At 33.7% G+C, this 21,386-nt stretch carries 27 protein-coding genes and 2 pseudogenes; 10 read left to right on the forward strand and 19 right to left on the reverse strand.

Translation table 11 applies throughout. The features are described 5' to 3' along the window. Position 1: 1 nt before the first annotated feature. The 4 genes from MKY06_RS09185 to MKY06_RS09200 form a co-directional block, all read right to left on the reverse strand. On the reverse strand, positions 2–280 hold the full coding sequence (locus MKY06_RS09185; protein ID WP_029324517.1) for a hypothetical protein: 279 nt from the start codon (positions 278–280) through the stop codon (positions 2–4). 56 nt (positions 281–336) lie between these two features. Next, on the reverse strand, positions 337–819 hold the full coding sequence (locus tag MKY06_RS09190) for a hypothetical protein (protein ID WP_029324520.1): 483 nt from the start codon (positions 817–819) through the stop codon (positions 337–339). 80 nt (positions 820–899) lie between these two features. Beyond that, positions 900–1,268, reverse strand: a complete 369-nt coding sequence (locus tag MKY06_RS09195) for a hypothetical protein (RefSeq protein ID WP_029324522.1) — start codon at positions 1,266–1,268, stop codon at positions 900–902. A gap of 278 nt (positions 1,269–1,546) precedes the next feature. Next, a complete protein-coding gene (locus MKY06_RS09200) occupies positions 1,547–2,155 on the reverse strand; it encodes a TetR/AcrR family transcriptional regulator (RefSeq protein ID WP_098278824.1) in 609 nt (202 codons plus the stop codon). 195 nt (positions 2,156–2,350) lie between these two features. Between MKY06_RS09200 and MKY06_RS09205 the strand changes: the two genes are divergently transcribed. From MKY06_RS09205 to MKY06_RS09215, 3 genes are all read left to right on the forward strand, one after another. Beyond that, entirely contained in the window at positions 2,351–3,088 is a 738-nt protein-coding gene (locus MKY06_RS09205) for an SDR family NAD(P)-dependent oxidoreductase (RefSeq protein ID WP_055991162.1), read from the forward strand. 210 nt (positions 3,089–3,298) lie between these two features. After that, a complete protein-coding gene (locus tag MKY06_RS09210; protein WP_013056516.1) occupies positions 3,299–4,084 on the forward strand; it encodes an SDR family oxidoreductase in 786 nt (261 codons plus the stop codon). A gap of 126 nt (positions 4,085–4,210) precedes the next feature. Continuing rightward, complete coding sequence (locus tag MKY06_RS09215) at positions 4,211–4,984, forward strand: SDR family NAD(P)-dependent oxidoreductase (protein ID WP_013056517.1); 774 nt, start codon at positions 4,211–4,213, stop codon at positions 4,982–4,984. A 910-nt stretch (positions 4,985–5,894) separates the two neighbouring features. Here the strand turns inward: MKY06_RS09215 and MKY06_RS09220 are convergent. Next, on the reverse strand, positions 5,895–6,356 hold the full coding sequence (locus MKY06_RS09220; protein WP_098196372.1) for a hypothetical protein: 462 nt from the start codon (positions 6,354–6,356) through the stop codon (positions 5,895–5,897). A 757-nt stretch (positions 6,357–7,113) separates the two neighbouring features. Here MKY06_RS09220 and MKY06_RS09225 point away from each other — a divergent pair. From MKY06_RS09225 to MKY06_RS09235, 3 genes and pseudogenes are all read left to right on the forward strand, one after another. Further along, positions 7,114–7,407 (forward strand): annotated as a pseudogene (locus MKY06_RS09225) (DinB family protein); the annotation flags it as partial. A gap of 739 nt (positions 7,408–8,146) precedes the next feature. Continuing rightward, positions 8,147–8,653 carry a DUF3189 family protein gene (locus MKY06_RS09230; protein ID WP_098278826.1) on the forward strand — a complete coding sequence of 169 codons (507 nt, stop codon included), beginning with the start codon at positions 8,147–8,149 and terminating at the stop codon, positions 8,651–8,653. A 757-nt stretch (positions 8,654–9,410) separates the two neighbouring features. Further along, entirely contained in the window at positions 9,411–9,566 is a 156-nt protein-coding gene (locus MKY06_RS09235; protein WP_162837693.1) for a hypothetical protein, read from the forward strand. 111 nt (positions 9,567–9,677) lie between these two features. Here MKY06_RS09235 and MKY06_RS09240 read toward each other — a convergent pair whose 3' ends face one another. The 8 genes from MKY06_RS09240 to MKY06_RS09275 all read right to left on the reverse strand — a co-directional run bounded on the left by MKY06_RS09240 (position 9,678) and on the right by MKY06_RS09275 (position 14,530). After that, positions 9,678–10,394 carry a DUF421 domain-containing protein gene (locus MKY06_RS09240; protein WP_098287681.1) on the reverse strand — a complete coding sequence of 239 codons (717 nt, stop codon included), beginning with the start codon at positions 10,392–10,394 and terminating at the stop codon, positions 9,678–9,680. Positions 10,395–10,792: 398 nt separating this feature from the next. Beyond that, complete coding sequence (locus MKY06_RS09245) at positions 10,793–11,653, reverse strand: DUF421 domain-containing protein (protein ID WP_098278828.1); 861 nt, start codon at positions 11,651–11,653, stop codon at positions 10,793–10,795. 41 nt (positions 11,654–11,694) lie between these two features. After that, on the reverse strand, positions 11,695–11,901 hold the full coding sequence (locus MKY06_RS09250) for a DUF1657 domain-containing protein (protein WP_098278829.1): 207 nt from the start codon (positions 11,899–11,901) through the stop codon (positions 11,695–11,697). 12 nt (positions 11,902–11,913) lie between these two features. After that, positions 11,914–12,264, reverse strand: coding sequence for a stage V sporulation protein AE (spoVAE, locus tag MKY06_RS09255; RefSeq protein WP_098278830.1), 351 nt, complete (start codon positions 12,262–12,264; stop codon positions 11,914–11,916). Between the two features lie 5 nt (positions 12,265–12,269). Further along, positions 12,270–13,280 carry a stage V sporulation protein AD gene (spoVAD, locus tag MKY06_RS09260; protein WP_098278831.1) on the reverse strand — a complete coding sequence of 337 codons (1,011 nt, stop codon included), beginning with the start codon at positions 13,278–13,280 and terminating at the stop codon, positions 12,270–12,272. After that, entirely contained in the window at positions 13,280–13,759 is a 480-nt protein-coding gene (spoVAC, locus tag MKY06_RS09265; RefSeq protein WP_098278832.1) for a stage V sporulation protein AC, read from the reverse strand. The genes spoVAD and spoVAC overlap by 1 nt, the downstream gene beginning before the upstream one ends. A gap of 16 nt (positions 13,760–13,775) precedes the next feature. Continuing rightward, complete coding sequence (locus tag MKY06_RS09270; protein ID WP_098278833.1) at positions 13,776–14,249, reverse strand: YhcN/YlaJ family sporulation lipoprotein; 474 nt, start codon at positions 14,247–14,249, stop codon at positions 13,776–13,778. 77 nt (positions 14,250–14,326) lie between these two features. Continuing rightward, entirely contained in the window at positions 14,327–14,530 is a 204-nt protein-coding gene (locus tag MKY06_RS09275) for a DUF1657 domain-containing protein (RefSeq protein WP_098278834.1), read from the reverse strand. 309 nt (positions 14,531–14,839) lie between these two features. Between MKY06_RS09275 and MKY06_RS09280 the strand changes: the two genes are divergently transcribed. Next, positions 14,840–15,391 (forward strand): YhcN/YlaJ family sporulation lipoprotein, encoded by a 552-nt coding sequence (locus MKY06_RS09280; RefSeq protein ID WP_098278835.1) that lies wholly within the window; start codon positions 14,840–14,842, stop codon positions 15,389–15,391. A gap of 221 nt (positions 15,392–15,612) precedes the next feature. On the opposite strand, the gene MKY06_RS09285 is transcribed toward MKY06_RS09280, so the two are convergent. Further along, positions 15,613–15,741: a hypothetical protein gene (locus MKY06_RS09285; RefSeq protein ID WP_013056633.1), complete on the reverse strand. Its 129-nt coding sequence runs from the start codon at positions 15,739–15,741 to the stop codon at positions 15,613–15,615. Between the two features lie 201 nt (positions 15,742–15,942). Here MKY06_RS09285 and MKY06_RS09290 point away from each other — a divergent pair, with 201 nt between their 5' ends. Beyond that, a complete protein-coding gene (locus tag MKY06_RS09290) occupies positions 15,943–16,152 on the forward strand; it encodes a hypothetical protein (protein WP_098278836.1) in 210 nt (69 codons plus the stop codon). A gap of 217 nt (positions 16,153–16,369) precedes the next feature. After that, on the forward strand, positions 16,370–16,552 hold the full coding sequence (locus MKY06_RS09295; RefSeq protein WP_016766705.1) for a hypothetical protein: 183 nt from the start codon (positions 16,370–16,372) through the stop codon (positions 16,550–16,552). Positions 16,553–16,619: 67 nt separating this feature from the next. Here the strand turns inward: MKY06_RS09295 and MKY06_RS09300 are convergent, their stop codons facing one another. Next, positions 16,620–16,994 (reverse strand): endonuclease domain-containing protein, encoded by a 375-nt coding sequence (locus tag MKY06_RS09300; protein ID WP_098322504.1) that lies wholly within the window; start codon positions 16,992–16,994, stop codon positions 16,620–16,622. A gap of 414 nt (positions 16,995–17,408) precedes the next feature. Then, entirely contained in the window at positions 17,409–17,564 is a 156-nt protein-coding gene (locus tag MKY06_RS09305; protein ID WP_159074539.1) for a hypothetical protein, read from the reverse strand. Between the two features lie 83 nt (positions 17,565–17,647). Between MKY06_RS09305 and MKY06_RS09310 the strand changes: the two are divergent. Beyond that, positions 17,648–18,433, forward strand: a pseudogene (locus MKY06_RS09310) (ketoacyl-ACP synthase III); the annotation flags it as partial. 314 nt (positions 18,434–18,747) lie between these two features. On the opposite strand, the gene MKY06_RS09315 reads toward MKY06_RS09310, so the two are convergent. From MKY06_RS09315 to MKY06_RS09325, 3 genes are all read right to left on the reverse strand, one after another. Next, positions 18,748–18,930 (reverse strand): hypothetical protein, encoded by a 183-nt coding sequence (locus tag MKY06_RS09315; RefSeq protein WP_055991944.1) that lies wholly within the window; start codon positions 18,928–18,930, stop codon positions 18,748–18,750. Positions 18,931–18,970: 40 nt separating this feature from the next. Next, complete coding sequence (locus MKY06_RS09320) at positions 18,971–19,318, reverse strand: hypothetical protein (RefSeq protein ID WP_098278838.1); 348 nt, start codon at positions 19,316–19,318, stop codon at positions 18,971–18,973. An 823-nt stretch (positions 19,319–20,141) separates the two neighbouring features. Beyond that, positions 20,142–21,146, reverse strand: coding sequence for a DUF3231 family protein (locus tag MKY06_RS09325; RefSeq protein ID WP_098278839.1), 1,005 nt, complete (start codon positions 21,144–21,146; stop codon positions 20,142–20,144). Between the last annotated feature and the right edge of the window lie 240 nt (positions 21,147–21,386).

A 21,386-nucleotide genomic window follows, 5' to 3' on the forward strand; every position in this document is an offset into this window, starting at 1 on the left:
ATTAAGTTAATGGAATACCTAGCGTTATTTTTTTAATCCATTCTTTTAGTTCTATATCTTCATGAAAATATATATTTGGTTCAACCTCTAAATCTATACATAATAAAAAAATAAGGTATTCATGTAGTTGATCTTCATCAGAAGAGAGCACATTTCTACTCTCTAGGTTTTGAACCCATTTATAGGACCATTGATTAAATTGTTCTCTAGACATCTTTCCTTTAAGAACGTTCTCTAATTTATTTATCAAGTCTTTTTTAGTTGGCTGACTTTCAAACATTAATTTCACCTTTCCTAAGTATTTATTAAAGTTACCATAATCAGCATTCTAGAAGTTTATTCAAAGCTTTCAGGAGACCAAACTGCTATATCATCGCCTGGAGTTGCTACTAAAAGCCAATCACAACTACCACCTGCAAAATGATCACCTAGTTGCCAGCACTCATAATTCGGGTCGTGACCGTTTACAAACAAGATGCTGCCTGATTCAAATGAAATAATGAGATGGGGCGACCGATGACCTAATTGAACATTGACTACTTTTTGTCTCTTAACATCCCAAATATGCTTAAAATGCTGTTCTTCGGTATGTGCGGGGACTTCTTTCTCTGAGGATGGGTAGACAAGTGGAACGTCATCATATACCGTCCACTCTGTTTCAATCGTTAAAACGAATGCATCATCTTCCTTTCGATCGTAGTGAGTAAAGGTCAGGGAAATGGCGGAAACCTCACACGTGAACTTTATTCCATCCATTTGACTACCCACAAGTAAATACTGTAAAGCTTTTTCTGCTAATCTCTGATTCTCTATCTTCAAAGTCGTTTCTCCTTTTAAAGTTTTTATCCTTATTATTTCATGTATGAGTGCATACATTTACAATTACCATGATATGCGTTCTAGGAATCTAAAACCTCTTTTAGCACAACTTTAAATTTGGGTCTAAATACTAAATCCATAATCATTATAAAACGGTCAATTCCTTGATCTATAAATAATCGAATTGCTTTGCTTTCTTTATTGTCATTCATGATCTCAATCTTTGTAACTGATTCGAGTCTGCAGTAAAAGATTTCATCATCTTCTAAATCCGTTACTGAAAGCGAGAAAGAATTATAGAATGGTGAGATTTTCACTTCGAACCTGTTTATTTCGTTCGTAAAGATAAAAGTGGACTCATCGTACAAAAAGCTCTCATTTTTGTCCTTTTTAAGTGGAATACATTCAAATAATGAAATAAAGTCTAATTCTTCGGGACAATCTCGCATTTGTTTCCTCCTTGGTTGAAACTATCTATTTAAATAGATCCTTTTGCACAGTATTAAAAAAACAAAAATTCCTCAATTATTTTCCCATATACTTTAATACTCTTCAATTACCTTATGTATACTCCATAAAAAGCTAGTTACCATAATCAATGTTACCGGAACCTATAAACAAAAAGAGAAGATCATGCTTCTGAACTCCTCTTTTTTATTTTTTATATAAATGAGCAAATTTACATGTATTGAGCAAACTAATCAAGATGCTAAAATTATTAGTTTATTTACCTTTCATTTCCAATATACTCGATTGAGTATATATGTGTTTTCGCTAGATCAATGACTTCGTGAATAAATTCGTCTGGATTTTGCTTAAAGCCATTCCGAATCCAATTCTGAAGAAGCCCATAAAATCCATAGGCTGTATAACGTTTAAAATACGCCATATTAACTGCTATATTGTTGATGGTTTCAAAAATAAATTGTTCCTTATAGATCTTTAAGATCATTTGAGGAAACTGTATATGTAACCCCGGTAAGGTGTCATCGTAATTGATGAGTTCAAAAAAATTTCGGTTTTTATAAATGTAGAAAACGATGTTTAAATACGGTGCATTTAGCTTAGTTGTATACACTTTACGACCAGGTACATATGGACTGCCTACTGAAGATTCTAACCCTTGAAGCATGGAAGCAAGCAAATCTTTAGCAAGTTCAATTTTGTCAGAGTAATGAATATAAAAGGTACTGCGATTATAGGAAGCATAATCAACAATATTTTTTACAGTTACGGTATGGTAGCCCTTCTCTTTTATGAGTTCAATCAATGCCTGTTTTAAATGTTCTTTTGTACGATTTTGACGTTGAGATGTTGTATTTTGTTCATTATGCATGAAAAAACCTCCTTTAAAGTAGACAGATTTATCATAAGTGTCTAGTTAGTGGACACTTAATGATATCTTAATGATTGTTAAATATGAACAGAGTAGTACAATTAAATTATGAACAAAAAAGCACAGATATAAAATATATCTAGCATTTTTATTCTAAATATGGTAGATGATTTTCAATAACTAGGAGGATTTAGAATGGGAAAATTACAAGATAAAGTAGCTGTTATCACTGGTGGAGCATCCGGTATTGGGGCAGCAACGGCACGTTTATTTGTTTCAGAAGGAGCCAAAGTAGTTCTTGTAGATTTAAATGAGGAAAAAGGAAAAGCTTTTGAGAAAGAGTTAAAAGAGCTTAGCCAAGAAGTTCTTTTTATAAAGGCAAATATTACGAGTGAAGAAGAAGTCAAAAATATTTTCAAACAAACTGTTGAAACGTTTGGTAAAGTGGATGTTGTTTTCAACAATGCTGGTATCGGTCGGGTTCATCCATCACACGATTTAGAGTACTCAGAATGGCGCAAAACTGTCAACGTGGACCTAGATGGAGTCTTCTTGGTAGCACGTGAGTCCATTCGTGAAATGTTAAAAACAGATGGTGGTACCATTGTTAATACAGCGTCTATGTACGGTTGGGTTGGATCACCCGGTTCAGCTGCCTATAACGCTGCAAAAGGCGGCGTGATCAACTTAACTCGTTCACTTGCACTTGAATATGCAGAACAAAATATCCGTATCAACGCATTATGCCCAGGTTTTATTGATACACCAATTATACCAGAAGAAGACAAACAAGCTTTAGCTGCAATTACACCATTAAAACGTTTGGGTAAAACAGAAGAAATGGCAAAAGCAGTATTATTCATGGCCTCTGATGACTCTTCATATATGACTGGTAATAGTTTAACCCTTGACGGTGGATATACAGCTCAATAATAAATTTAGAAGGTGAACCCTCTTGCTTTTTGAGTTTTAAACAGGAAATAGTTAGCTTTGCCGGATTAAATGTACCACTTGGGTACTAGTAGATGACTTACATGATTATATATCTTTATTTCAAGATATTTTAATTAAAGGAAACATAATAGAATATCTATCATAATTTATTTGCCATTTTCTATGAGAATAATAAAGGAGGAATTTTCCATGGTTAATCGTTTTGATGGGAAAGTAATATTAATTACCGGTGCAGGATCCGGTTTGGGTCAAGCTTCTGCCTTACAAGTAGCAAAAGAAGGAGCAAAACTTTCACTCGTTGATCTAAACGCTTCTTCATTACAAGAAACAAAAAATAAAGTGTTAGAAGTTGTACCGAACGCAGAAGTGTTACTTATCACTGCAAATGTGTCAGATGAAAAAGAAGTGGAAAACTATATAAATAAAACAGTTAAGAAATTTAAGAAAATCGATGGTTTCTTCAACAACGCAGGAATCGAAGGAAAACAAAGTCTCACAGAAGATTTTGATATTGATGAATTCCAAAAAGTAGTTAATGTTAACTTAAATGGTGTGTTTTACGGCCTAAAAAGCGTATTGAAAGTCATGAGAGAGCAAGGTTTTGGCTCTATTGTTAATACTGCTTCAGTTGGTGGTATTCGTGGTTTAGGAAACCAATCTGGTTACGCAGCTAGTAAACACGGTGTAGTTGGATTAACAAGAAACTCGGGAATTGAATATGGTCAATACGGAATCAGTATCAAAGCCATTGCACCCGGTGCAATCATGACACCAATGGTCGAAGGTTCATTAAGACAAATTGATTCAGAAAAATGGGAAGAAGCAGGAAAACAATTTGTTGAGACAAACCCGATGAAACGATTTGGCAAACCAGAAGAAGTGGCTTATTTAGTCGCATTCTTATTGTCTGATCAAGCAAACTTTATAAATGCAACTGTTATTCCAATCGATGGTGGTCAATCTTATAAATATTGAAGATTTTTGCGAAAACTAAAGTTACTGCACGATCATAATTTCATTTATAAATAAGGTAATAATAGAGTGAATTATCATAGAACACATAAACCACGTATAAATAATTAATAGAAGGAATGATACATCATGGGAGATTTCTCAAATAAAGTTGTTTTAATTACGGGTGCTGCTGGCGGTATTGGTATCGCTACGGCAAAAGCTTTTGCTAAGGAAGGCGCAAAGCTAGCATTAGTTGATTTAAAAAAGGGAAGCTTAGAAAAGGCAGTTAAAGAAGCAGGGATTAACGATGCTTTATTATTGACTGCAGACGTAACAAATGAAGAAGAAGTAAAAAAATATGTTGATGATACTGTTGAAAGATATGGAAGAATTGATGCATTTGTAAACAATGCAGGGATTAATGGGGATTTTGCAAATATTGTGGATCAAACCGTTGAAAACTTTAAAAATGTATTAAATATTAATGTCATTGGAGTATTCTTAGGTTTAAAATATGTCATGAAAGTAATGATGAATCAAAAAGAAGGTTCAATTGTAAATATGGCATCTAATGGTGGATTGCTAGGTGCACCTGGAATGAGTTCATATGTAGCATCTAAGCACGGAGTGATCGCTCTTAATAAAACAGCAGCACTTGAAGGTGCAGAATATGGCATACGTTCTGTTGCAGTTTGTCCTTCGGGTGTTGATACTCAGATGATGCGTTCTATTGAAAAAAATGCAATGCCAGGTAAAGAGGAAGAAGCCAAATCCGTTTTTGAAGCGTCAGTACCAATGAATCGTTATGCTGAGGCTACTGAAATCGCCAACTTAATCACATTTTTAGCTTCTGAAAAGGCATCATTCATATCAGGTTCTTATTATCGTATTGATGGTGGACAAGGAGCTACATCGGTGTAAAAAAGACTGCCCTAATAGACTGAGGTGAATATAACTTTTATCTAACAATCAGGGCTCTCCTCATAACAGTCTATATATAAAGCCGGCTTTTCTATTTAAGGGAGAAGTCGGTTTTATTATCAAATACTTCTTTTAAATAAATATACACTGTAAACTAGCAACAAAACTAATAAAGATAAGGCTATCCAATAAATACTCATTAGGCTGTTTGGAAAGTAAGTAATAGCTCCGTATACGTATAAAAGAAAAGCAGTTATTAGAAAAAAACAAATAAATCGACCTAAATAACGTATCAAAAACCGAACAATCTCTTTCACTTAGTTTCCTCCCTTTTAAGTCTTTTTTTCATTTTCGTTAACTCCTCTCTCGTTATTTTCCTTATAATTACATTTTATCAGAGATTATGTATCAGTTCAGGATGTATGCTATAGTTAGTTACCATAATGTACCTTCTAGGAACTAACAGAACCTTCTAGACCATTTCTAGAAGGTTCTGTTGTTAATTCTTCTTTAATTTCTTTATAAAATTAAAAATAAAAACTCCAATTCCAAATAAAACTACCAGGTTAAAAATCTGCCAAGCAATATCTCCCCAGTTAATACTTGTTACGCTCACAATACCGCCTCCCATAATATATACGAATAAATCCCATGAAAGTTACAAATTTTCATGATTTAAGCTTATATATTCTAGGAAATCTATTACACATGATATACAAAGATAGTTAGCATAATTACAGTTATCCGAAATTAAATAGGCGATTCTTGTTGAACTAATACCTTTGTTAGTTCAACAAGATTTTCGATATTCATATGATAGTTTATGTCCTACAACTAATTTTGAATCTAAATTTTTTCGTCCCTTTTTGACTAGAATAAATATATATTTCTAACCTTTAGTGGATTATGTTCATCTTCTTTTACTTTCAAAAATATATTGAAATCCATACAGGAGAAAGGCCTTGTAAAAGAAGTAAAGAAAGAATTGAAATGCATTAAATCGAACTAATTTAAATAATTTTATTTTTACAAATAAAGTTTTAGCTAAAAATGCAAAAAATAATTGAAAAAGAGCATTTAGAGTAATAAACTTTTTAAAATTTCCGTATGTCCATTTTAATGACCATAAAGCCACCGCCAGCATTGGACCTATTAAAAAAGGAAATTCATTATAAATAAAGGAATGTGGTTTATTATAAAAAGACCACCATCTAAATTTCTTTCCAACAGGAACATCAATACAATTTATTAAAAACACAAAAATAAAAGCCGGGAAAAATCTTTTTATACTACGCCGGTCCAAAAAAGATATTGATACCCAAGAGAATAATACCATGGCAATATTAAATAACCACTTATTTTTCATTGACATATTTAAACTTCCTTTTATTTCTTTTTATTTAGAATTTCTTTTTTTGAAAGAAAATATGCATTTATGGTTAGTTAATACAAAATGCTTTTTAAACTAATCTGTTCGGTTTGTTGAAGAAGATAATACATATGTAAATAGCCCATAAATTCATTAGTGAACCATTTATTTTTTTAATGAATATGATATATATGTTTAGTTACCATAATGGATTTTCTAGGAATCTTTATAATAAAAAAGATTTGGAGGAGAATACTATGTAAAAAAGTAAAGGTGGCTTCAACCTAATATGTATCGAAAAATAAATAATAAGCTAAGCTTTATTTTAATTATGGGTTTTATATCTATGATAGCAGCATTTGCCCAAACTCTTTGGTTACGAAACACTTTAGAAGATCTAGAAAGACGAATAACTAAAAAGTCCAATAATTATAATTAAAAATACATACTATTATGCATCTTAAGCAAACTACTCAAGACGCTGTGAAGCATCCATTTGAAAATCCTCATGGTTTATAGAGTTGACAACATGCATCGCAGAAAACCACTGATATAAGCCAGTGGTTTTTCTGTTTTTAAGCTGCATATCTTATACATCTTTAGTTAACATAATACAGTTAGGAACAAAACAGCCTATACGACTTTACTTATTACTTTCTCTTACTCCTATAAAATAGGTATCTATAAATATTTGTCGAACTAATTAATACCTCATTAAAAAAGAGTCAAAGTAAAAAATACAATAAAGGGAGGAATTAATTTGCAAACTATGTTCCATTATAACTGGTTGGTTAGAGAAGAGTGGTATCAATGGTGTGAGAATATTCCACTAGAGGAATTGCTTAGGAAGCGAACAGGAGGGGTAGGAGGAATACTACATACTCTCTTTCACATTGTTGATGTAGAGTGGAGTTGGGTTCGTATTCTTCAGGGAAAAGATGATTTCCAAGAGATTTTTGAGGAATATCAAAGCTTAGAAAAAGTTCGGCAGCTAGATACAAACTTTCAGCTTGAGGTAAGAGAATTTGTTAGGTCTTGGAATGTAGAAAAAGAAAATATTTGTCGTCATATAGAGTAAATGATAAAACTATTATTTTTATAACAGAGTTTATCCATTTACTTCTTTCTTTAAAATATGTTTATTTTGTATTTTTAGTAAGAATTATATTATTAAAAAAACGTTAACATTAAATACTTATACATTTTATGTGATGTTATTATGAATACAATAATTTCTTAAAAGGGGAGTAGAAGATAGATTGGTATATTAAAAGAAGTAAAATTGCTCATTTGTTGTCAGTGAAAGTAAATAGTAAAACTAATACTTTTTATAAAGTACTTTACTATTTACTTAGCATAACGTGCCTTATAAGAAGAAAATAAAACTGCTCCTTAGTGAACATAGGCTTAGTAACTAATTTAATAATACTTTTTCTTCATTTAGAGATTCGAAAATTCGTTAAGTAACGTAAGATTTGAATGGATAGAAAATAACAAACACGAAACACATAATAAATATAATGATTAAGCTTTTCATTACTATTTCTCTCCTCATTTATAAAATAAAATTACTGCATCCTAAAAGGGGTATATTATTAATTTTGTTGCTTTCACAGATCAAGCTCATAGGGTATGAAACATATTAGGTAACTAGGATATGTACCTGAAAACAGAGTTTTTATTTATATACTATTAGGTTAAATTAAGAAATTTACCACCTTTAATATATCTTTGAATTAGCAATTGTATAAACGGTAATAATGGATATAAATCAAAAACTAAAGGGTGATACCATGATTTTTATCTATAATGATTATGGTGGAACACATACCACTTCTATGGCAGCAGCTTATCATTTAAAAAAATTACCTACTAGTCGAACACTGACTAAAGATGAAATATTAAATATTGATTATTTCAATAAATTAACTCATTCTGATATGGGGAAAATTATTTTTCATGGAGTAGATACAGAGGGGAATTCCGTTTATACAATCGGTCGAAAGTCCTCTAAACTTGTTGTTCCAGCTTTAAAAAATTTAAGTTTATTATTACAAGATAAATATCAAATTCATGAAAAAATAGTTTTTTCAAATACATCGCCAACTGTTCCAGTTGCTATGACAATGGGAGGATTCTTGTCCAGAGAGCTAAAAATTGACTTCATCGGTGTACCGTTATTAGTTATTGGTGCCAAACAATGTTGTCATAATATTCTACAGTTGGTTGAACACACGAAACAAATAGGAAAGTCAACGAATTCAAACGTAATTGTATTAGAAAATAAAAGATTTAAGTAATCATTGAAAGGCTCTCGAATTTCTTTTAAATTAGAGGGCTTTTACTTCTTATAAGACCCGTCACACTAATTAAAAATAAATATAGTACATCTTCGTGTTTTATTATGTAAGCCTCTGTATCAATGGGAGAAGTAATCGTGTCTTTATATAGATCAAAATACAGTTTCCTATTTCTGGGTATCAGAAACAAACTTAAATCGTATACTACCTTCTTTAATTAAACAAACTAATAAAAATTTAGTCCTCTATGGTCGTAAGGAAGGACGAATTAAAATATGTTAAAGATGTTTAAATTTGTTTTCTATGCAGTTGGTGGAGTGATCTTGTTAACAATTTTATTTTATTCTTTATATACTGATTTTTATGGATAACATTTTATATGATGAGCAAACTACTCAAGATGTTCCCAAGCATCAGCAGAAAAGTATTGATATGTATAACAGAAAAAAACTACCTAGGGTGCAAAGGTAGTTTTTTCTGTTGGAGTGACGTAATTAGAATAAGGATTAAAGTGATTGGTGCCTCATGACCTCTTGTATAGTTTGCTCAAGCAAATACTTATTATTAATTTTGTAATTATTAAATAAAAAGCTTCTGGTACAAAAAGATTCAGATGAATTTTATTATCTAACTTTTTCACATCAGAACCAGGCGAATTACTTACCAGTTATAGATTTAGCATAAATGGTGAATTTCTGAGCATAGTTATATACGGATAAATTGAATCTCTTAAATGACGTAAAGGTGGTAATTTCTTATGAAAAACAGGAATAAAAGACGCAGAAAGAAACGTGATTTTTTAAAGGATTACTTGAAAAACAAGTTAGGAAATTGGAAACCTAGACTTGGTAAAGAACCTAAACCTACTTCTACCTCTAAGACATTAACCCAACAAAATAGAAATCTTGATTAAAGAGTAGTTGGATTAGTCAGCTACTTTTTTATCGTTTATAATATTTTGCGTAACATAATAAGGTTCTGGTGTAAAAAGGACTAGAGTCTTTGGAAATTCTAGTTCTACTTTCTAACTTTCTGAATTATTTTTCCCTTTTTCGATAAAACGGTCCTTGTAATAATCTAGATACAGATTACCTAAATGATCGACTTGACCAAAAAAAACTTCTTCCACAGTCGATTCTCGTTGTTGAAGTTGAGTTTTAAGCCATTCTAAGCTATAGCCCATTTCATAAATAGCTTCTTTTATAAAATTCCCATCTATAATAATGGTTTGTGGTAATTTTACCTTTTGGCCAGCTCCAAAAAGGTCTCCCCATCTCACAGGCTGTTTTTCTTTTTTTAATAAAATACTAAATTCCCCATTTGTTTCAAGCGTTGCAAATTCTACGTCGTTAACGTAAAAAACATCTTTTTTTCTTAGCTGTTCCATTAATTCATCTATTGTATATTTCTCACGCTTTAAGTTTTCTTCTAAAATCTTTCCATCCTTTATAAAAGTAGTTGGCGTACCCTCAACTACTTTTCGAAAAACTATGCTTTTTAAGGAAACATACGAAATAATGATTGGGAACAATGACCAGACCAAGATTGAGGTGACTCCATTCACAGCATTTAATTCAAGATCCATCGAAATTGTTCCAGCAATGTCGCCAACTGTAATTCCTACTATGTATTCAAAAAAAGATAACTTCGATAATTGCTTTTTCCCTAATATTTTTGTGATAAAGAATAATCCTAATATAATAAGAACAGAACGAATAATAACTTCTATCCAGCTTGGCATAACCAGTGTACCTCCACATTCACTAAAATAGTATGTATAGTTTCATTTCCATGAGGGGTGTTTTTTATGTATACGATGCCATAAAGGTGATTTTTATATTTTCCCCACCATAATTAATTGAAATTCTTAGAGGTTTATCACCTGTTAAAGGTTAACCCAATATATTATTATTTCCTTTTTTATTATTGTTATGTAAAAAATATGTGTAAGTAAAATGGTAGGGTAAAATTATAGAATAGATTCTTCAAAGTAAAAATGGCCAACCAGAAAGTCTGGTTAACCTTATCATAAAATTGAAATCCGTAATTTTAATACTCATTCAGATAAATACACTGTTAAACGTGAAAAATTACATGGCTTTATTGGTAATTCAACATCTTTATTATCAGCAAATTCCATTAGTTTCTTAAAAGGGGGGTCACTTTATCAATAACTTCTTGTAGCTTTTGACTGTTTTTACTATACGTATGTTTCGCTTTTTCTACTTCTGTTCCAAGCGCAAACAATTCTAAGTCTGCCTGACATTTTTTCATGGTTGAAAGTAATAAAGGTTTTTCTTGAGGAGATGGAACTTGAAGTTTATCATCAAAAAGGTCAACAGTTAATTGCCCGTCAGAATCTATCTGCCCAAGAAAGACATTTTCAATGGTAACCCCTAATTTTTCTAGTTCAGTGTGTAACCACCTTCTGCTTTGACCGATTGTCGATAGTGGTTCATCCAATATTTCACCGTCCATAATAACTGTCTGAGGTTCCTTACTTGGAGCAACGGCCACACCTAAATCTTTTGCAGTTAACGGTTGATTTTCTTTCTTTAATAATACATTGAAATCACCGGTTGCCTCTAATACCGCAAATTCTACATCAGCCGCCTGATAGACATTTTTCTTTCGAAGTAACTCTAACAACTCATCAGCTGTGTACTTTTCCTTTTTTAAATTGTCTTCCATGATTTTTCCATCTTTGATAAAAACAGTTCCTTTCCCTTCTATAAAGTCGCGAAAAGGTTTGTTTTTTAGAGAAATGATGCCTGCTAAAAAGGGCACTGCTGCAAAGGTTACGATGCTGAGTATCCCATTAGCAATGCTTTTCTCAATTCCCGTGGCCATTTCTGCTCCTATATTACCAATGGTAATACCGGTCACATATTCAAAGAAGGAAAGCTCAGATATTTGTTTTTTGCCTAACCATTTTGTAATAGCAAAAAGAACAACTAAAAACAATAAAGACCGCAAAACTACAATTAACCAATCTGGCATTTCTTAATACCTCCTACAATTCTAAAAAAGCTTCCTTTATCCTAAAAACCTTTGTATTGAGCTTCTTCTCGCTCTAATTCTCCCACTCGTTCTTTTAAATCTGTTACGATTTCATTGACGACATTCATCGTTTCGTGCAATGTCTGTTTTGATTGATCATCTTGAGTTCGTAATGCTAAATTGGATAAACCAGCTTCTACTCCTTTAAGACTGGCAAGACATTGTTTCACATCTGATGCAATGGTCATTTTACATTCTCCTTATCCTTTTGGTTTAAAAAGTATGGCGCCAATCATTCCAAAAATAATGGCAGCTGAAATTCCGGCACTTGTTACTTCAAACATTCCTGAAATAACACCGACTAACCCATGTTTTTCTGCTTCAGCCATTGCCCCATGCACAAGAGAATTTCCGAAACTTGTAATAGGAATGGTCGCTCCTGCTCCTGCAAAATCGATAAAAGGTTCGTATAAACCAAACCCATCTAGAAGAGCACCAATCACTACAAATGCACTTAAGGTATGTGCTGGTGTAAGTTTAAATACATCAAACATAATTTGCCCAATAACGCAGATCAACCCACCTACAACAAAAGCCCAAAAGAAAATCATGACTATTATTCACCTCCATATTCAATTGATACCGCATGGGCGATACAAGGAATTGTTTCACTTTGTTGAAAGCTTAATGGTGATAATAAAGCACCTGTTGCTACCACTAGTATTCGTTTAAATTCGCCTTTTTTCATTCGATTTAATAAATGACCATATACAACGGTTGCTGAACAACCTGGACCACTAGCCCCTGATAGGACCGGCTGGCTTTCCCGGTAAATCATAAGCCCGCAATCCTGATATTGTTCTTCACGTATTGGAGTCCCATGTTTTTTAAATAAATCTAGTGAGACTGCACGCCCAATTTGACCAAGATCGCCTGTTACAATCAAATCATAATAAGATGGCTTAAGATTTCGCTCAGTGAGGTGTGCTTCAATGGTATCAACAGCCGCCGGAGCCATTGCTCCTCCCATATTAAATGGATCCGTCATTCCCATATCGATCACACGGCCAATCGTGGCGGATGTAACACAAGGTCCATCTCCAGCATCACTTAACAAAGCAACGCCAGCACCTGTCACCGTCCATTGAGCAGTAGGTGGCTTTTGTCCACCGTATTCAGTTGGATAACGAAATTGTTTTTCGACGGCGGTGTTGTGACTGGAAGCACCCGTTAGTAAATAATTTGCTCCTTTTGTGTTAACTAGATAAGCACCAAGAGCTAGTCCTTCCATAGACGTAGAACAAGCGCCAAATAATCCAAGATACGGTGTGCCAAGTGTTCGGCAAGCAAAACTAGTAGGCGTAATTTGATTAATCAGATCTCCTCCAAGGAAAAATTGAATTTGCTCTTTTTGAAGACCTGCTTTTTCGATGGCTTTTTGACTCGCTTCTTCTAACAAAACTTTGTGGGCTTTTTCATAAGAATCCTGTCCTAACCATAAATCGGAATGGAGCAAATCAAAATCTTCAGCAAGCGCTCCATTAGCCTCAAAAGGACCTCCAACCGTCCCAGTAGAGACAATGACAGGTTTTTGATCAAAGACCCATGTGCGGTGTCCTGTAAGCATTATAAACCACCCCACTGTATGAGAATCGTCTTAATGGTCGCAATGACAAACGCTGAAAAGGTACCAAATAAAATGACGGAGCCAGCTAACTTAAACATATTACCACCTACACCTAAGACAAACCCTTCCGTTCGATGTTCAATACATGCTGATATGACCGCATTTCCGAAGCCGGTAACAGGAACTGCAGAACCAGCTCCTCCAAATTGAGCAATTCGATCATAAACGCCGAAACCTGTCAGAAGCATAGAGATAAAAATCATGGTTCCTACTGTTGGGTTTCCGGCTGTTTGATCTGTAAAATCAAAATAATAAATATAAAACAGTTGAATGGCTTGGCCAATAAGGCAAATGATGCCACCTGTAAAAAAAGCTTTGATACAATTTTTAACTACTGGTCTCTTGGTTTCTTTCTGTTTTTCAAGGTCCTGATATTCCTGTTGTACAGGTGTTAATTGTTTCTTTTGATTATTTGACATATGTACACCTCTTTCATCACGCTTTTTCTCTCATAAGGTTTTGAATGTTGTTGAATTCTTTTTGTAATGTTTTTTTCTTTGTTTTATCTTTTTGCAGTTTTTCTTCTAATTGTTCCAACTCCCAATAGATTTTTTGATCCGTTGAAACCAAGACTTTATAATCGGGATATGCTTTTTCTACGTCCATTTTCACATTCTTTTTAATTTTTTTTAATTGAAAGCGATGAAATTGATCCACTTTTATCGCCATTAACAGTTCCTTATCTGTATTTACTGCTTTCACAGCCGAAACTTCTTCTTCTTTTATGATTTTTTCTTTTGCATGATTGGCAACTGTTTGATCAATTGAGTTGTTTGTATGTACCTTTACAATAGTTGTGTCATTACTGTCATTAGCCGACTGATTCTGTTGCCCAATACACCCAGAGATATATACAATAATCGTTACCAAAAAAAGACAACTATTTAATCTTCTTATCTTTTCTTTCATACAATCACCTGTCCGTTTCTACTCAAGAATTGAATTCGAAAAAAGGCTGGTTAATGGACCAGCCTTTTTTCATGTTCTTATTGTTTGTATTGAGGCTCTTCTTGTTCAATTTGTTGAACACGTGGAGAGAGACTGTCAACAATCGCTTGCGTTTGTTGAGCAGCATCTTGATACAGTTGTTTTGCTTGTTCATTATCAGTTGCTAAAGCAAAACCTTCAAAACTTGCTTGTGCGCTCTTTAATCCAGCTAGTGTCTGTTTAACTTGATTGATTACTGTCATGATGAATTTCTCCTTTTTATGAATATAATTTTAGAATGGAGAAACAACTGGATTTTATGTCTGTTAAATTAATACATTATACCTAGACGAGTCCTATTCGAATTGGGAAAAGTGATTCATCTTTCTTTGTACGATGGCATTTGAACATTCATATAATTACTCATTTATTTTTTAAAACAATAATAGAACTTTTTGAACTACCTCATCGTGATAGTTAGACAATATATAAGAAAAGCTCGTATACTCTCTTTTCTTTAAACGGATAAAAACGACAGAAATGTTATCTAAAAATGAAGGGAGTAAGAAACGATGAAAACAAAAAAATATTTAGTGGGACTCTTATCAACCATTTTATCCGTAGGGTTCCTTTTTGGTTGTAATGATAAAAAGGATGAAGCCGAACCCGATCCAACTGAAGAGCCTTCTGAACAAAGGGCACAAAACGCTCGTAACAACAATGACTTACGAGATGTTGGCTATCAACCCGACGGAAATCGAAATGATAATGTAGATAATAATAACCAAACGCGATTAGAAGTAGCTGATGAGGCTGCAGATAGAATTGCTAAACTAGACGAAGTAGACAATGCAAATGTGATTGTTACAAACCGAAATGCTTACGTGGCTGTTGTTTTAAAGAATGGGGCAAAAGGAGAAGTAACAGATCGTATAGAAAAGAAGATTGCTGATCAAGTAAGAGCTACAGATCCAGATATTCGGGACGTATTTGTATCATCCAATCCTGATTTCGTAAATCGTATGGAAGATTACGGAAATAGAATTAATGAAGGCGCTCCAGTAAGAGGGTTATTTGAAGAGTTTACTGAAACCGTTCGAAGAGTATTTCCTAACACTCGTTAAATTAGAGTGATTGAGTGCAACAAATCCATTTACTATGTGCTAAAAAAGAGAAACCCTTGTTCATTCAATGGGTTTCCTTTTTTAGTTACTAGGAATAGTAGGGTTTATCAAATTATATTTTTTTCCTTTTGTAGAGAAGTAAAAAGCGTACTAAAGTTTGTTTTTATAGATTTAGCTGTAAGATTTGAATAGCCACATACTCATTAAGAGGAAAAGTCAAGTTATCGAGACGAACCTCCTGATCCCGTATCTTTATTAAAAAGTTGGGAAAACCCTTTGAAACCGAAGATTCCAGTTGATAACACACCAAGAATCATTCCACCAGATACAGCTATCCATTTGTTAATCAAAATAATCACCTCTAATATAACTGTTTTCTTGTGATAATCGTACATCTCTTAAAATAAGCATTATTAACAAAATCATAACAGGTAATAATTAGAGGATGAAAACAGTGTCATTTTTCCAGTATGGATAAGTCAAGTTGTCAAAGAATAAAGACGTTGGAAAATCATTTTCTTTCAAATAAATATCAAAGGGGTATTCACATAATGAACAACTTACGTTGGTTAACGTCCTTATTTAATGCTGGACGCAACAATAGAGGGATATTTGGAAAGAGACGTAATAACAGAGGCATGCTGTTTTCATTATTGGGTTTAGGAGTTGGAGCTGTTACGACTTATGGAATGACAAGAGGGCGTGGCAATAAAATGGCACCGGCAACTGTACAAACAATGATGAATAGATTCAATAAATAAAAAAAGGCTTTATGAAGAAAGTTGAAACGATAAATATAAAGATATACAAATTAAACCTACCTATATCACTTTGTATTATTACTTATCTAAACGAGAAGAACGGATACTCTTTACAAGCTGTATAAATAAGGAGATTTTAGTGAGTACTGCCTCTCATAAAATGCTTTTTTCACCCTATACTAAATAAGCACTAACTTTTAAAAGGAGTGTTAGGAAAATGGCAAAACGTACAAAAAAGAACGATGCTGATCAAAAAAATAAAAAAGGTTTTGATTCAGCAGTGATTAATTCTGAGTTCAGCCATGAATTCGGAAGTGCTGCAGCAAACAAAATTCATAAAGATAAAGCCAAGAAAGAAAAAGCATCTAAAAATGCTGGAAAATATAAAGGCGGTCTATAAAATAAAATTCTAAAAAAGAGAAGGCTCAGCCTTCTCTTTTTTAATTCAATCTTGTTTTCACTCTTTTTTAAACTCCAGGCATACGATTTACAATACTGTTGCCACTGATCCGCATTACTTTATATCCTTGTTTCCTCAAATAAGCATTTTTCTTTCGGTCATGAGCCTTTTGCGATGGAAAAGAATGAGACTCTTTTCCATCGCATTCAATCGCAAGCTTACCTATTACAAGGTCAATTCGATAAGGGCCACATTTTACTTGTGCTTGGACACAATAGCCATTTAGCACCAACGCATTATATAAACGTCTTTCAATTGGTGACGCTAATTTGCTGTATTCAGTCGGTAGGACATCTTTCGATCTGTCGTCTATTTCATGAAAAATAAAGGCCAATAGTCCAACCCCTAGCATATAAAAAAAGAGAACATGTTCCGTTATCATTTACTTATCACCTACTGCAGTAGGATACCCAGCGCGTGAAACCTTGGCGATGCATACGAGCCAAGTAATTATTGGTATGAAACTATTTTGTATATATGAGCATACTAACACGGTGAAAGGGAGGTTTAAAACAATGACAAAGCAAACAAAAAAAGGTGGAAGTAGTACGAAGCAAAATAAAAAAAGCCATCCAAAACACAAAACGAGCAACAGCCAAAATGGACAAAATGGTTATCATTAAGCATATATGATAAACAAAAACAGCCTAACATATTAAGGACTCTTTCGCTTGCTTGGTTTCGAAAGAAGTGATTATGTGAACTAGATCTGTATACCGTATACAGATCTAGTTCACATATAAGTTTGTTTACACTTATATAAATTGTTCATTCAATATTTTTGAAATATGGGGTCTTACATCTCCTCTAAAAATTCTGTAGCTGTTTTTATATCGAAAGTAGTCTGTTTAACAGGCCCGAGAAGCTGCTGCCACTGCTTCTCCTTACATTGTACTTTAGTCGTTGGTACAACTTTCGATTTCTCGTCCATTTCATAAAAAATATAGGCCACTAGGCCAATCCCCGACATATAAAAAGAGCACATATTCTATGACCATCTAATCATCCCCTACTGCGGTAAACTTAGTGGCGTAATATCAGAAAGAATTAAATGATGTAGATTGTATTGTTGTTTCAACAACAACACCTGACTATGCATTCCCAAGTGTAGCCAGTCAGGTACAAGATTACTTCGATATTCCTCAGACAGGTGCTTTAGATTTTAATGCTACTTGTGCTGGCTTTACATATGGACTACATATGGCAAATGGGTTTATTACATCTGGACTTCATCAGAAAGTTTTAGTTGTTACAGCAGAAACCTTGTCCAAGGTTACGGATTATACAGATCGTACTACTTGTGTCTTATTTGGTGATGGAGCTGCGGCTGTTTTAGTGGAAAAAGACACAGAGAACCCAAGTTTTATAGCTACTCATATTGGGACGAATGGAAAAGGAGGTAAACATGTATACCGTACAAATTTATCTACTACTATGCATGGGCAACCTTTAAGTTCTAGTGGCAAGATGGTTCAAAACGGAAGGGAAGTGTATAAGTGGGCTTCTCGAACAATCCCTTTAGGCATATCGGCGTTGCTTGAACAAGCGAATCTTCAAAAGGATGACGTAAATTGGTTTGTTCCACACAGTGCCAATTTACGAATGATTGAATCCATATGTGAAAGATCAGACTTTTCGTTAGATAAAACGTTAACTAGTGTCGAGTATATGGGAAATACCTCATCTGTTTCGATTCCATTAGCATTACAAATAGGGATAAATGATGGAAAGTTAATCAATGGAGATATTCTTTTACTTTACGGATTCGGAGGAGGCCTTACTCATGCAGGGCATATTATTAAATGGGATTTAGCAAAGTAGTAAGAATTTATAAAAAGCTGCCTCTTCTTACGCTCCGGGGCAGCTTTTTATTTTGCTAATGATAATAGTTACTTTAACATCTTGCAATAGATTTAAACATAGCGTCCGTAAACGTATACTTTATTGAACACTCCTTGAGCACCAATGCACACATTTTGTGTTAGTTTTTGCTGAGAGAAAGAGTAACTTTAGGGTTGCTCTTTTTTTCGTTAAATGGTATAATTTCCAAAAAATAAAGATTCTACATGGTTTTAGTTTTGTAAGATAAAACTTATCGGAGAACCGCCTTACTTTTGTAGGGCGGTTTTTTCGTGCTATTTTTTTGGATGGTATCCGAGGTTTGCATTTACTTTTCCAGTTAGTCCATCGTTTTCAGCAGGAATTTTATTTCCGACAGATTGGGGTACATCTACTGGTTGGATACTTCCACCGTTTGTATCATAACTATTGCTATGATTGTTATTATCATGTGTTTGATTGAAACCGTGTTCTGGCATAAAAACACCTCCTAGTTGTATTACTTGATTGCGCTTTTTATTATTCTGATGGTTCTGATTTATATATGCGACCACAAGCTATCTTTGCTACAGCAATGCCACCGTCAGCCATTATTCCTTCAATTCCAGCCCCATCAAAAATACTACTATCGTTAGCACATTCAACAGACACTACAGCAACACAATTAGAATAGTTTTTATTTTCTCTTTCACTTTCACTATAATTTTTAGCTCTCTGATTTGCAATAGCGTTAACCTGTTCGCGTGCCTGGTTTCTAGGGTTAAATCCTCCATTAAGACCATCCTCAAACATTCCAGCAAAAGGGAGCATAAAGATCACTTCTTCCATTTTATTATTCACAAGGTCCAGAAGTATAAATTCGTCCACAAGCTATCCTTGCTGCAGGAAAACCGCCTAAGGCACCTAGCCCTGCTCCTACAGGTCCCCCAAGAGCAGCACCAGCTACCGCACATTCAGCAGCTACCGCAACTACACAATCACAGTAATTTTTATTTTCTCTTTCACTATTACTGTATTCTTTAGCTTTCTCATCAGCATTATCTGTTACTGATTTAAAATCACCTGGATTTAAGTCTACTCCAAACTATTCTCCTGTAGAAACTTCTCCGGTTAAAACCTTGCTTGGATCAAGAGACCTAGCTGATCTACGAACTGATCGAGGAGGTCTAAGTCTATCTCTTAATGACATTTAATTCACCTCCTAAACGTATTATTTGATTTGTGTTGAAGAAAATAAGAGGTAGTATGAGGAAATTACTAATACAACTCAACTACTCACGAAAAGACTTTTAATTTTGCGTATGAGTTCGCTAGCAACACGATTTTAGGCAAAAAAAGAGCAACCGTGATTATTTCGGCTGCTTTTAGTAGAGCTCATACATATTTGATGTATGGAATAAGCTATTTTTATCATATTTTTCGCATATAGGCAATTTTTTATAGAGGTTAACATATGTATAAAAAGCAGACTCTTTATGCATTCTCCTTCCACCTGGATCTTGGGACAAACCAGTAATATCAAGGATGTATAAAGAGCTGCATAAAGAAGAAAACTCACCTTATCTGGAACTCTTGCCTACCAAGGGTTCTTTTTTTGGTTGTGTTCCGGAAAGAGGTATTATGTTAACTAACTTTGTATACGATATACAGCTTAAAAAGAGAAAACATCCACCTGTATGGATGTTTTTTCTCATTTCTCTTTTGCAATTTCTTTTCTGTTAGGAGCAAGTGGTGGTTGTTCCAACCATTTATTTTTCACCATAATGTTAAACCATTTTTTTGTTACCATTAGATTTTTGAGAATGATGCCTTCATAAGTTGTTACAAGGTCTGTTCGCATGGCTGATGCTAAACCTGCTCCGTGATAGGCTTGTGCTGCTTGGAATAAGAAACCAATATGATACATCATTAACTTATCAGAAAAAGGGGAGTCTGTTGAAGTTGTTACTTCTGTCTCCCATGATTTAGGAACTGGTAAATTATCTGCGTGCATGATTGTTGAAAAGGATTGTATTTGATTATCAGCTGTTTTCTCCGAATCTTCTAAAAATTTTCTTACTTCTTTTGATTGAGCGACCTGACTAAATCCAATAGAAAGAGTTTTAGCCATAATGCTTTTTTTAAGGTTGAAAGAAATACTTATGATTTCTATTGCCGTTAAACGTCTGCCTTTTCCGAAAAACCCATCCGTAAAATCCTGGCTAGAAATATATTCAGGGTTCGTAGCAGGATAAAAGTAAGGGTCCCTCTGAAAATCCCCTTTTTCAAGTAATAATTCAATCGTTTGATGATACATCCTTTTTGCATCATTATCACATGAATCGTAGAAGTGGCGTAAGTCTTCTCTGACAGAAACACCTAATGAGGTTGTATGTCCTAGCAAGCCATGTAACGTCATGATATGTAAATAATTCAAGCAGAATATATCCGTGAATAATTTTTTGGTACCTTTATTGAGGTCAGACTCAGTAAATCCAATTGGAACTGGAAACCCTTCGTTTTCTATAAAAGCTACGATTTGTTTCTTTTCCTTCGCGAAGGTATTGATAGCATCCTCAAAAATGGCCTTTATTGACTCATCCTCAATAATAGAGAACATATATCTATTTACTACATCTGTCATTGTTCCGTTTACATACTCCCCCCATAGTGTTCCTATTTCGGAAGATGTAAGTTTTAACTTATTCTTATCCAAATGATCACCTCGTGGATAATATTTACTAATTTATTAATAGATATGAATTTTTTCTTAATAAAAAAAGGTTTTTAGCATGTAATTTCCGATAATGATGATTATGTTAACTATAAATGAATATTGTATAAAGATTAAAAATCGACAAAAAAAGTATACATGCGCTCATATACATTTTTGATATTATAAAGATAAATTTCCTATATTTGTTATTTATAGTTAGGGATTATTAAATAAGAGGAA

Origin of the sequence: Priestia sp. FSL P4-0332 (assembly GCF_038005845.1) — a bacterium.
In the GTDB taxonomy this organism is placed as follows: domain Bacteria; phylum Bacillota; class Bacilli; order Bacillales; family Bacillaceae_H; genus Priestia.